This window comes from Acinetobacter calcoaceticus DSM 30006 = CIP 81.8 (genome assembly GCF_000368965.1).
GTDB classification, from domain to species: Bacteria; Pseudomonadota; Gammaproteobacteria; order Pseudomonadales; family Moraxellaceae; genus Acinetobacter; species Acinetobacter calcoaceticus.
Genome location: NZ_KB849780.1, coordinates 599,558 through 611,440, shown reverse-complemented (window position 1 = coordinate 611,440; position 11,883 = coordinate 599,558). Strand labels below are relative to the sequence as shown.

Sequence of the window (11,883 nt, the reverse complement as noted above, 5' to 3'; positions counted from 1 at the left end):
AAAAGCAAAGGAATATTTATATGCGCTATATCGATCCAAATCAACCAGGCTCAAAAGTTCAATTTAAATCACAATATGAAAATTTTATTGGCGGTGAATGGGTTGCACCTGTAAAGGGTGCATATTTTGATAATGTATCTCCTGTTGATGGAAAAGCTTTCACCCGTATTCCACGCTCTAGTGCCGAAGATATCGAACTTGCTCTAGATGCAGCACATAAAGCGAAAGCAACATGGAATAAAGCCTCACCAACGGTACGCTCTAATATACTTTTAAAAATTGCTGATCGTTTAGAAGCAAATCTTGAAATGCTTGCTGTTGCAGAAACTTGGGATAACGGTAAAGCGGTTCGTGAAACTTTAGCAGCAGACCTTCCACTTGCGATTGACCATTTCCGTTATTTCGCAGGTTGTATTCGTGCTCAAGAAGGCGGGATCTCTGAAATTGATGAAGATACAATTGCCTACCATTTTCATGAACCATTAGGTGTGGTTGGCCAAATCATTCCATGGAACTTCCCGATTTTAATGGCAGCATGGAAACTTGCTCCTGCTCTAGCGGCGGGTAACTGTGTCGTGATTAAACCAGCAGAGCAAACACCTGTAGGTATTTTACTGGTGGCTGAACTCATCCAAGATATCTTACCGCCGGGTGTACTTAATATTGTTAATGGTTTCGGTTCAGAAGTCGGTCGTCCGTTAGCGACAAACCCACGTATTGCCAAAATCGCGTTCACAGGTTCAACTCAAACTGGACAAATGGTCATGCAATATGCAACCGAAAATATTATTCCAGTGACATTAGAACTTGGCGGTAAGTCACCAAACCTTTTCTTTGAAGATATCATGGATAAAGAAGATGATTTCTTAGAAAAAACACTTGAAGGTTTTGCGATGTTTGCCTTGAACCAAGGTGAAGTATGTACTTGCCCTTCTCGTGCTTTAGTACAAGAAAGTATTGCTGATCAGTTCTTGGAGTTGGCTGTAGAGCGTGTAAAACGTATTAAAACTGGTCATCCACTTGATACTGAAACCATGATTGGCGCTCAAGCATCTCTACAACAGCAAGAGAAAATCTTACGTTGTATTAACACTGGTCGTGAAGAAGGTGCAGAACTCTTACTTGGTGGTAGTGGCCGTAAAGAAGTAGGCGATGGCTTCTATGTTGATCCGACTATTTTTAAAGGTCACAATGGCATGCAAGTTTTCCAAGAAGAAATTTTTGGACCTGTACTTGCTGTGACAACGTTCAAAGACTTTGACGATGCAATTAAAATTGCCAATGACACCATGTATGGTTTAGGTGCAGGTGTATGGTCACGTTCAGCTCACATTTCTTATCGTGCGGGTCGTGCCATTGAGGCGGGCCGTGTCTGGACAAACTGCTACAACATCTACCCTGCACATGCTGCATTTGGTGGCTACAAAAAATCAGGTATTGGTCGTGAAAACCACAAGATGATGCTAGATCATTATCAACAAACTAAAAACTTGTTGGTTAGTTATTCAACTAAACCAATGGGCTTCTTCTAAGTTCTGCACCAAGTTGATACCAGATTATCAACATTAGAAAGAAGTAAGCTCATTAATTATGTAAGAAGCCAGTAATTTAGATTACTGGCTTCTTTATTTAGTATTGTTAGTTCTCAAGTTTTTATCATTTGGAATAAAAAAGCGCCATCTATTATCGAAAGTGCTTCATTTAGGCATTGCTTTTGCATTGATTCATACAAACCCACTCGCAGGAGTATTGTATGAATCAACCAGAAACAACTTCCGTTATTGCTTCAAGCGCAGAAGTTTCATCAGCAGAATATTTTGCTCAGCGTCAACTTAAACAAGGTACCGTGGGTTGGTTACTCCTGATTGGTTTAGGCGTGGCTTATGTGATATCTGGTGATTTTGCCGGTTGGAACTTCGGTATTGCCCAAGGTGGTTGGGGTGGTATGTTTATTGCCACTGCCCTCGCTGCAATCATGTACCTGTGCCTATGTCTTTCTATGTCAGAAATGTCCACCATGATGCCGACAGCAGGTGGCGGTTATAGTTTTGCGCGTGCTGCCTTTGGTCCTTTTGGTGGCTATTTAACAGGTACAGCTATTTTAATTGAATACGCGATTGCCCCTGCTGCTATTGCCGTATTTATTGGCGGTTATTGCGAATCTTTATTTGGAATTAATGGCTGGATGATTTACCTCGCCTGCTATGCGATTTTTATGGGCATACATTTGAAAGGTGCTGGCGAAGCCTTAAAAATCATGTTTGCAATTACGCTTGTTGCAGCAGTTGCTCTTATTGTATTTATTGCAGCAATGATCCCGCATTTTAATGCACAAAACCTGTTAGATATTCCAGTCGGTACAGCAGCTGGCGCTAGTCGTTTCTTACCCCATGGTTACTTAGGTATATGGGCAGCAGTTCCATTTGCTATCTGGTTTTTTCTTGCGGTTGAAGGTGTTCCTTTAGCAGCAGAAGAAGCAAAAGATCCAGCCAAATCTCTCCCACGCGGTTTAATCGGTGCAATGCTCATATTAACGGCGTTTGCCATGCTCATTTTATTCTTGGGTGCGGGCGCAGCAGGTGCAAGTACTTTACAAAACTCAGGCGCTCCTCTCGTCGATGCTCTGGTTAAAGTTTATGGCAGCAACACTTGGCTTGCGACCTTTGTAAACTTTGTCGGTTTAGCAGGTTTAATCGCGAGTTTCTTTTCAATTATCTATGCCTATTCCCGTCAAATCTTTGCATTGTCACGTGCTGGCTATTTACCAACCTCACTCTCTTTAACCAATAAAAATAAAGCCCCTTATCTCGCAATTATTATTCCGGGCATTATCGGTTTCTTGCTTTCACTTACTAAAGAAGGTGATTCACTGATTTTAATTGCCGTTTTTGGTGCAACTATTTCTTATGTATTGATTCTCTTATCCCACATCAAATTACGCCTATCTAAACCCGACATGCCCCGTCCCTATAAAACACCAGGTGGCATTGTGACCTCAAGTATTGCATTAGTTTTAGCAGTGGCTGCGGTAGTTGCAGGTTTTGTGGTTAACCCTAAAGTCTGGTTTATTGCTGCTGCTATTTATGCTGCATTTATTGCTTACTTTTTATTCTACAGTCGCTATCATTTAGTTAAAGGTACGCCAGAAGAAGAGTTTGCAAATATTAAAGCTGCTGAACAAGAGCTATAAATAAAAGGATGCAACCATGAGTTATCGCAATATTGTCGCCAATCAGCAATATCACTTTGCTGACCTAAAAACTTTAATGGCAAAAGCAACGCCATTACGTTCAGGCGATGAGTTAGCAGGTGTAGCTGCCAGAGATGCAACTGAACATGTTGCGGCACAAATGACACTGGCCGATGTACCACTTAAAACTTTTTTAAATGAAGTAGTGGTCGATTACGAAACAGATGAAATTACGCGACTGATTATTGATGAACATGATCTGGCAGCCTTTGCTCCTATTTCACACTTTACAGTAGGTGATTTTCGGAATTGGTTACTTGGAGAAGAAGCAACTGCACAAAGCTTAAAAGCATTAGCATCAGGTTTAACTCCAGAAATGGTGGCTGCTGTCAGCAAAATTATGCGCAATCAAGATTTGATTTATGTCGCCAGCAAATGTGAAGTCGTTACCCAGTTTCGCAACACCATTGGTCTAAAAGGCCATCTTTCTACCCGTTTGCAACCAAATCACCCTACCGACGATGTTCTTGGTATTTCTGCCAGTATTTTAGATGGCTTGATGTATGGCAATGGTGACGCTGTGATTGGCATTAACCCTGCAACAGATAATCTACATAATTTGTCAGAGCTACTGAAATTACTTGATCATGTAATTCAGGAATATCAAATTCCGACGCAATCTTGTGTACTCACGCATATCAGCTCAGGTATTCAACTCGCTGAAAAAAATGTGCCGATTGATTTAATGTTTCAATCAATCGCTGGCACCCAACTAGCTAACGAAGGTTTTGGAATTTCACTTGATTTACTCCAAGAAGGATATGAAGCCACGCTCGCACTCAAACGCGGGACCATTGGACAAAATGTTATGTACTTTGAAACGGGCCAAGGCAGCGCCTTATCAAGCAACGCACATCACGGCGTTGACCAGCAAACATTGGAAACCCGTGCCTATGCCGTAGCCCGAAAATATAATCCGCTTTTAGTAAATACAGTCGTCGGTTTTATTGGCCCAGAGTATCTTTTTAACGGCAAACAAATTATACGCGCAGGTCTAGAAGACCACTTTTGTGGCAAGTTACTTGGTGTACCAATGGGTTGCGACATTTGTTACACCAACCATGCCGATGCAGACCAAAATGATATGGATGTACTTCTCACCTTATTTGGCGCCGCGGGCATCAACTTTATTATGGGAATTCCGGGTTCAGATGATGTCATGCTCAATTATCAAACGACTTCGTTCCATGATGCCCTTTATCTAAGACAACTCTTAGGTTTAAAACCCGCTCCTGAGTTTTCTGCTTGGCTTGAACAACAGGGCATTTTTAAACAGCAAAACTCTCAAATTTGTTGGGCAGACCACATGCCCGACCAATTCTCTCGCCTGCTCATGAATTAGGGAGAACGCCATGAAACTGAACCGTGATATTCAATATCCATCTTCTACTCATCAAGATCAGTGGGAAAAACTTAAACAGTTTACCGATGCCCGTATTGCTTTGGGTCGTGCAGGTTGCAGTATCCCAACACGAGCCTTACTTGAATTCCAGTTGTCTCATGCACAAGCAAAAGATGCTGTTTATCAAGATCTGGACGTTTTTCATTTATCTGAACAATTACAGCAAATACAGCTTCCAAGCATTCATGTACAAAGTAATGCATCCAATAAAGAAATTTACCTTAAACGCCCAGATTTAGGACGTCAGCTTTCAAGCCAATCAAAAGATGTCTTAATTAAGGAATATGCAGAAAATCCACAACAATACGATGTTTGTATTGTGGTAGGTGACGGACTCTCTGCAAGAGCAATTGAAGCGAATGCTGTGGCATTTATTACAGCGCTAAGCGAACAAATTCAGCAAGAAAACTGGAGTCTTGCACCAATTACACTTGCGACAGGTAGCCGAGTTGCTCTTGGCGATGAAGTCGCAGAAATTTTCAAAGCATCTATGCTTGTTATGCTTATTGGAGAACGTCCGGGACTAAGCTCTCCGGACAGTATGGGCATTTACTATACATGGAATGCATATTCAGGCTGCCTCGATGCGAAACGCAATTGTATTTCAAATGTTCGCCCAGCAGGCTTAAGTATTCCAGTTGCAGTACAACGTTTAATCGCATTAATGAAAAAATCAAAACAACTCGGTTTTTCAGGCGTTAATTTAAAAGATGAACATCAACTTTCAAACATAGGCCTTGAGGAAACTCAAAAGCTATTATTTTAAACAGTAGAATATGTTTAGGGATTTATTCATAAATAGATAATCCTTTGCATAACAACATCATTTTAACGAAAAATATCAATTTTCGGATATTGGCGATTTATACAGATATTCTCTTCTTTATATTTATCGCTATACTCCACGTATTGATCTTCTATGAATCATTTCTATGAGCACAACAAACGCCTTCCCTAAAACTATTTATGCCATTCAGCATCTTGCTTTCGAAGACTTAGGTTCATTAGAAGATGTCTTTTATCAACTCGGATTTCGAGTCCGTTATTTTGAGGCGGGTGTTGATGATTTAACTCCTGCTTTTTCACATGAAGGTTTAACCATTATTTTAGGTGGTCCAATCGGAGTTTATGAAACTGACGATTATCCATTCTTAAAAGATGAAATTGCTTTACTCAAACAACGTTTAGCAGCTGATAAACCTACTCTGGGCATTTGCCTAGGCGCACAGCTTATTGCTCATGCACTTGGCGCAAAAGTATATGCAGGACATCAAAAAGAAATTGGCTGGGGTCCACTGAGTTTAAGCCTACGCGCTAATCAGGTTTTATCTGGTTTGCTTAATAATGTGCATGTTCTACATTGGCATGGTGACACTTTCGACCTTCCTGAAAATGCAGTACTTTTAGCAAGTTCTGATGTTTATACCAATCAGGCATTTGAGGTCGGGAATAATATTCTTGCCTTGCAGTTCCACATTGAAACCACTGAAGAGCATTTTGAAAAATGGTTAATTGGCCATACATGTGAACTTCGCCATGCAAATATTTCGATTCCAAAGCTTCGCGAAGATAATTTGCAATACGCTCAAGCGCTCGAACATGCTGCATTTGAAATTATTCAAAAATTTCTCAAACGTATTGGATATAGTGGTTAAATTATAAAAATACAATTTAATAATTAATTAATTGAATTATATCCATAAAGCCAAATGCTTATTTTTCACCCAAAGATGGATTATTAATCTATCTTTGGGAACCTTTATAATTAATTTCCGTGTATTATTAATTTATTCATTTTGTAACATAAAATAAACGCTGATTTACTATGGAAATCCTGAAATTTATTAAAAGCTTTAACACGGTAAATACTTATTTATCGCTAGCATTTATTCTTCTTATAATCATTGTTCTTTATTTTTATGTGGTTAATCCAGCTTAGCTTATTTGCCAAAGCGCAATAAAGAATAATATATGTAAGAAAATAGATATAAAAAAGCCCAACTGAGTTGGGCTTTTTTATATCTGCTATTTACTCAAAACCTGTTACTCGTGTTACTTTTTCTCAGGCTTAAAGCTATCTTTCAAATCGAGAATACGGTTAAACACTGGTTTTTCAGGTGAATGATCGTGCTGATCTGCAACGAAATAACCTTCACGTTCAAACTGGAAACGATCTTCAGGACTCGCTTGTGCTAAAGCAGGTTCAATTACAGCTTCTAATACTTTCATCGAATCTGGATTTAGGTTTGCCAAGAAATCATCACCTGTTTCAGGGTCTGCTTCTGTGAACAAACGATCGTAAATACGTACTTCAGCAGGAATACCTTTGGTTGCAGATACCCAGTGAATTACGCCTTTCACTTTACGACCTTCAGGGTTTTTACCTAGAGTTTCAGGGTCAATTGAACATTTCAACTCAACCACTTCACCATTAGCATCCTTAATGACTTCATCACATTTAATCACGTAAGCATGACGTAAACGCACTTCACCGTCAGGAATTAAACGTTTAAAGCCTTTTGGCGGTACTTCCTCAAAGTCTTTACGGTCAATATAGATTTCCTTAGTTAAAGGAATTACACGATCACCCATATCAACGTTAGGATGGCGAGCATGCGTAAGATCCATATCTTCTGGTAAATTGGTCAAAGTCACTTTAAGTGGGCTTAAAACAGCCATACCACGCGCAGCTGTATTTTCCAAAGATTGGCGAATACAGAACTCAAGCATTGCAACATCTACAATACCATCAGTTTTTGATACACCTACACGTTTACAGAAATCACGTAAACCCTCTGGAGTAAAACCACGACGACGCATACCTACTACTGTTGGCATGCGCGGGTCATCCCAACCATTCACATGACCACCTTCCACCAATTTACGTAATTTACGTTTTGATGTAATGGTGTAGTCCACGTTTAAACGTGAAGATTCATACTGATGTGGAACTGCTTTAGATTTTACCTTTTCTACAATCCAGTCATAAAACGGACGGTGATCTTGGAACTCTAATGTACAAAGCGAATGAGTAATCCCCTCAATAGCATCAGACAATGGATGAGCATAGTCATACATTGGATAGATTTTCCATTTATCACCTGTTTGGTGATGCTCTGAATGCAATACGCGATATAAAATTGGGTCACGCATGTGTACGTTTGGGCTTGCCATATCAATTTTGGCACGTAGCACAGCTTCGCCCTCTTTAAATTCCCCACTGCGCATTTTTTCAAAGCGAGCAAGGTTTTCTTCAACAGATGCATCACGGTATGGTGAATTTTTACCCGGTTCAACAAAACTACCGCGGTTTAACTTAATTTCTTCTGGAGACTGTAAATCAACATAAGCATCACCTTGCTCAATTAATTGAACAGCCCATGCATATAATTGATCAAAATAACTTGATGCATAGCGTGGCTCACCATTCCAGTTAAAACCAAGCCATTTCACATCATTCGCAATACCGTCAACGTACTCTTGTTCTTCAGCATCAGGGTTTGTATCGTCAAAACGTAAATTACATAAACCATCAAACTCTTCAGCCACACCAAAGTTTAGGCAAATCGCTTTTACATGACCAATATGCAAATAACCATTTGGTTCTGGTGGAAAACGCGTTACGATCTGATTTGCACGTCCAGCAGCCAAGTCTTCAGTAATGACTTGGCGAACAAAATCTAAGCCAGCCTGTTGTTCTTGCTGCGCAGAATCGACAGAGGCATGAGTATTCGGTGTCGGGTTATTTGGCAGGCTCGAGACAACATCATTAGGCTTCATAGTGTATCAATCACTTCTTTGTAGATAAAATTTCGAAAAATTTAAACGCTATCTTCATTTTTAACAAAGATTTTAACGTTTTTTACTTGCCTTGTAGTTTACAGTTTGCTTATGCTTCTCTCAACCAAAAACCCATGGTCATAAGCCCATGTTTAGGAGATTAATGTAATGAGTTTTCCTCAAGTCGAATTAAACACCAATAAAGGTCGTATTGTTCTTGAACTGAATGCTGAAAAAGCACCTAAAACAGTAGCAAACTTTTTAGAATATGTACGTGACGGTTTTTATGACGGCGTTATTTTCCACCGCGTCATTGATGGTTTCATGATCCAAGGTGGCGGTATGGATGAAAACTTCAAAGAAAAAGCAACACGTGATTCAATTGAAAATGAAGCTGATAACGGTTTAAGCAACGACGAAGGTACGATTGCAATGGCGCGTACTCAAGCTCCTCACTCAGCGTCTGCTCAATTCTTTATCAACGTGAAAAATAACTCTTTCTTGAACCATACCTCTAAAACTGCTCAAGGTTGGGGTTATGCTGTATTTGGTAAAGTTGTTGAAGGTCTAGACATTGTTGAAGCGATCAAAGGTGTTCGCACTGGTAACCGTGGTTATCACGCTGACGTTCCTTTAGAAAACGTTGTAATCGAATCTGCTAAAATTATTTCTGAATAATTTTAGGATAAAGCTGTGACTTATCTGTTTATCTCAGATTTACATTTGTCACCTGAACACCCTCGACTCGTTCGAGGGTTTTTAGACTTATTGGTGCATTACCAAGATAAAAATACTCAGCTCTACATTTTAGGCGATTGGTTTAATGCCTGGATTGGAGATGACTATTCAGCACCATGGCTCGATGAAATTGTCGATGCCTTAAAGGCTTTTACTCAAAAGGGTAATCGGGTTTACTTTCAAGTCGGTAACCGTGATTTTGCTCTTAATCAAGTTTTCCTCAATAAATTTAATGGCGTCTTATTACCTGACATTTATTCCCTCAATATTGCAGGACATCAATACCGTCTAGAACACGGCGATGCATTATGTACAGATGACGTTTCTTATCAAAGATTTAAAAAGATTATTCGAAATCCTCTCTTAGTTGCTCTTTTACGCCGAACTCCACTCAGTTTTCGCACTAAGTTGGTTAATGGCTTCCGCAAGAGAAGTTCCGCGGATAAACAGCAAAAAAGCTATGAAATCATGGATGTGAATGAGCAAGCAGTTCTGTCTGCTTTAGCAGATGTAGATACACTGATTCATGGGCATACTCATCGCCCTTCAATTCATCAAGTGCAAGCTAAACAACGAATTGTTCTTGGCGATTGGCGTGAAGATCAGGCTTATATTTTGGAAATTGATCCATCCTCAAATACGCAACAGCTCGAATTGATTGTCTGGAATTATTAGCTAGAAATTAGTCACTTTTTATTTCAACTTTCAATTCTTTAATTTTTTTATTTAAATCAGAATCGTAAATCACACACATGCTGGCAATAAAAATAAATTTCCAGCTTATATGTGCATGATCGTGATACTCAATGTATAAAATAAGAAGACTCAATACAAATATAAGAATGATAAAAGCTTTAACAATTCTAATTTCTCGCAGCTTACTCTTTGCATCGGTTGGCATTAAATCAATCATTTTCAATAGATTACTAAACTTTTATATAAACATTATATTTCTTTATCAAATTACATAGGAAATGTTTTTGAATAAAATAGCGTATGATGACAAAGATTAAATTCTCTCAATTGCCATAAGATTGATATGGAGTAGACCTATGGACCTATTGAATTCTGTTAAAAGCCGCTACACAACAAAAGCGTATGATTCTGAAAAGAAAATTCCTCAAGAAAAAATTAATAAATTATTAGAAATTTTACGTTTTTCACCTTCTTCAGTGAATATACAGCCTTGGCACTTTTTCGTTGCAGATAACCTTGCAGCTAAAGAAAGAATAGCGAAAGCCTTAACAGGTAAATATGCTTACAATGGTCCTAAAGTGCTTGAGTCATCACACACACTTGTATTCTGCACAAAAACAGACATTTCATCTGAATATTTAGATCAATTACTTGAACAAGATGATTTAAGTGGTCGTTTTAAAGATGAAAAAGCTAAATTAGGCCAAAAAGATACTCGCCATGGCTATGTTGAGTTCTATCGAAATGAGCAGAAAAATTTATTTGGATGGATGGAAAATCAAACATTCATTGCTCTGGGGCAACTACTTTTTGCTGCGGGTTTAGAAGGAATTGATGCAACCCCAATGGGCGGCTTTGATGAAGACATTTTAAATACTGAGTTAGGTTTAACAGAAAAAGGCTTACGTAGTTCAGTCATTGTTTCCCTAGGTTATCGCAGTGAAAACGATTTTAATGCCAAACTACCAAAATCACGCCTACCAGATGAAGTTATTTTTACCTATTTATAAAATTAGAATAGTTCAAGAGATTCAAGTCTCTTGAACTATAAAGCCATTGCCCTAGCTAAACAAATCACACCACTTATCCCAAATAAAATACCTAAAGTGGTCGGCCATTTTAATTTTTCTTTATATAAAATAACGCCACTTGCAATGCCTAATAACACCACAAGAATATTCATACTTGCAAAAACAATTGCAGGTGAATCCTTTAAAAGAATATGAGCTTTCACATATAAAGCAATATTCGAAAAATTAAGTACACCTAATATCAATCCAGCTATAGCACTTTTAAGCTGCCATTTTTGGGTTTTCTGCACCAATAAATATGAAATTGATAATATAAAAGCTGTAATAAAAATAAGATTCAAAGTGAGTGTAAATTGAAGACCTAAACTACTCGTATATTTTAAGAGAATATCTACTGCGGCATATCCACACCAAACACTTAATAGAGCAAAAATCGCTTTTCGAGATTGATGATTCGAGGAAGTACTCATTTGTCCAAAAAGGACAAGTAAAACAGCAAAAATTCCTAAACCTATTCCCCATAGCTTTAATGCATTAAATTGTTCATGAAAAAAGAAATAAGCTGCGAGTAAAGAAAGTACGACGGAAAGGCGCTGTGCAACTTCGGTCTTAACAATTCCTGCATATTCTAGTGACTTAGCTAAACACAGAAAAATACTAGGCAAAATCAGTCCCAATGTAACAATTAACCACCAAGGGGTCTTTTGTATTGAAATATGTTGAATATCAGGCTGAAACCACCAAAAGCAAAGAAAACTCGCGCTCGCATAGTTCCATGCAATCATTTGTAATGGCTGATACCCTTTTTTCTTTAAGTTTTTTAATAGGATAGACACCAAAACACTACTTAAAGCAGCAGCCAATATTAATATCATCGATTAAAACTCTATTTATTTAAATATATGAGTCACCATGGTCAAATCATGACCTCTGATGAGTTTAATATTTTGAATTAACTTTTAAATAAACATAAAAAAACCAGTCAT

At 38.5% G+C, this 11,883-nt stretch carries 12 protein-coding genes; 9 read left to right on the top strand and 3 right to left on the bottom strand.

The window, feature by feature from the left end:
* Positions 1-20 precede the first annotated feature (20 nt).
* The 6 genes from exaC (at position 21) to F936_RS19505 (ending at position 6,591) form a co-directional block, all read left to right on the top strand.
* Positions 21-1,532: an acetaldehyde dehydrogenase ExaC gene (exaC, locus tag F936_RS07790; RefSeq protein WP_003652388.1), complete on the top strand. Its 1,512-nt coding sequence runs from the start codon at positions 21-23 to the stop codon at positions 1,530-1,532.
* A gap of 221 nt (positions 1,533-1,753) precedes the next feature.
* On the top strand, positions 1,754-3,190 hold the full coding sequence (gene eat, locus F936_RS07785; RefSeq protein WP_005046423.1) for an ethanolamine permease: 1,437 nt from the start codon (positions 1,754-1,756) through the stop codon (positions 3,188-3,190).
* Between the two features lie 16 nt (positions 3,191-3,206).
* Positions 3,207-4,592, top strand: a complete 1,386-nt coding sequence (locus F936_RS07780) for an ethanolamine ammonia-lyase subunit EutB (RefSeq protein ID WP_005046422.1) — start codon at positions 3,207-3,209, stop codon at positions 4,590-4,592.
* A gap of 10 nt (positions 4,593-4,602) precedes the next feature.
* Positions 4,603-5,418, top strand: coding sequence for an ethanolamine ammonia-lyase subunit EutC (gene eutC, locus F936_RS07775; protein WP_005046419.1), 816 nt, complete (start codon positions 4,603-4,605; stop codon positions 5,416-5,418).
* A 166-nt stretch (positions 5,419-5,584) separates the two neighbouring features.
* The gene (locus F936_RS07770) at positions 5,585-6,307 is read left to right on the top strand and encodes a glutamine amidotransferase (protein WP_004643254.1); all 723 of its coding nucleotides are present in this window, start codon (positions 5,585-5,587) and stop codon (positions 6,305-6,307) included.
* Positions 6,308-6,477: 170 nt separating this feature from the next.
* Positions 6,478-6,591 (top strand): hypothetical protein, encoded by a 114-nt coding sequence (locus F936_RS19505; protein WP_080592263.1) that lies wholly within the window; start codon positions 6,478-6,480, stop codon positions 6,589-6,591.
* 113 nt (positions 6,592-6,704) lie between these two features.
* Here F936_RS19505 and F936_RS07765 read toward each other — a convergent pair whose 3' ends face one another.
* A complete protein-coding gene (locus F936_RS07765; RefSeq protein WP_005039731.1) occupies positions 6,705-8,432 on the bottom strand; it encodes a glutamine--tRNA ligase/YqeY domain fusion protein in 1,728 nt (575 codons plus the stop codon).
* Positions 8,433-8,600: 168 nt separating this feature from the next.
* Here F936_RS07765 and F936_RS07760 point away from each other — a divergent pair, with 168 nt between their 5' ends.
* Entirely contained in the window at positions 8,601-9,110 is a 510-nt protein-coding gene (locus F936_RS07760) for a peptidylprolyl isomerase (RefSeq protein ID WP_003652397.1), read from the top strand.
* Positions 9,111-9,125: 15 nt separating this feature from the next.
* Positions 9,126-9,845: a UDP-2,3-diacylglucosamine diphosphatase gene (locus F936_RS07755; RefSeq protein ID WP_005046415.1), complete on the top strand. Its 720-nt coding sequence runs from the start codon at positions 9,126-9,128 to the stop codon at positions 9,843-9,845.
* Positions 9,846-9,852: 7 nt separating this feature from the next.
* On the opposite strand, the gene F936_RS07750 is transcribed toward F936_RS07755, so the two are convergent.
* Entirely contained in the window at positions 9,853-10,083 is a 231-nt protein-coding gene (locus tag F936_RS07750; protein WP_004643258.1) for a hypothetical protein, read from the bottom strand.
* Between the two features lie 139 nt (positions 10,084-10,222).
* Here F936_RS07750 and nfsB point away from each other — a divergent pair, with 139 nt between their 5' ends.
* Positions 10,223-10,876 carry an oxygen-insensitive NAD(P)H nitroreductase gene (gene nfsB, locus F936_RS07745; protein WP_005046412.1) on the top strand — a complete coding sequence of 218 codons (654 nt, stop codon included), beginning with the start codon at positions 10,223-10,225 and terminating at the stop codon, positions 10,874-10,876.
* Positions 10,877-10,911: 35 nt separating this feature from the next.
* Here the strand turns inward: nfsB and F936_RS07740 are convergent, their stop codons facing one another.
* Positions 10,912-11,772 (bottom strand): DMT family transporter, encoded by an 861-nt coding sequence (locus tag F936_RS07740; protein ID WP_005046410.1) that lies wholly within the window; start codon positions 11,770-11,772, stop codon positions 10,912-10,914.
* Positions 11,773-11,883: the final 111 nt, after the last annotated feature.

Coding starts and splice junctions, on each gene's coding strand:
- exaC (WP_003652388.1), top strand. CDS start 21: ATGCGCTATATCGATCCAAATCAACCAGGCTCAAAAGTTCAATTTAAA.
- eat (WP_005046423.1), top strand. CDS start 1,754: ATGAATCAACCAGAAACAACTTCCGTTATTGCTTCAAGCGCAGAAGTT.
- F936_RS07780 (WP_005046422.1), top strand. CDS start 3,207: ATGAGTTATCGCAATATTGTCGCCAATCAGCAATATCACTTTGCTGAC.
- eutC (WP_005046419.1), top strand. CDS start 4,603: ATGAAACTGAACCGTGATATTCAATATCCATCTTCTACTCATCAAGAT.
- F936_RS07770 (WP_004643254.1), top strand. CDS start 5,585: ATGAGCACAACAAACGCCTTCCCTAAAACTATTTATGCCATTCAGCAT.
- F936_RS19505 (WP_080592263.1), top strand. CDS start 6,478: ATGGAAATCCTGAAATTTATTAAAAGCTTTAACACGGTAAATACTTAT.
- F936_RS07765 (WP_005039731.1), bottom strand. CDS start 8,432: ATGAAGCCTAATGATGTTGTCTCGAGCCTGCCAAATAACCCGACACCG.
- F936_RS07760 (WP_003652397.1), top strand. CDS start 8,601: ATGAGTTTTCCTCAAGTCGAATTAAACACCAATAAAGGTCGTATTGTT.
- F936_RS07750 (WP_004643258.1), bottom strand. CDS start 10,083: ATGATTGATTTAATGCCAACCGATGCAAAGAGTAAGCTGCGAGAAATT.
- nfsB (WP_005046412.1), top strand. CDS start 10,223: ATGGACCTATTGAATTCTGTTAAAAGCCGCTACACAACAAAAGCGTAT.
- F936_RS07740 (WP_005046410.1), bottom strand. CDS start 11,772: ATGATATTAATATTGGCTGCTGCTTTAAGTAGTGTTTTGGTGTCTATC.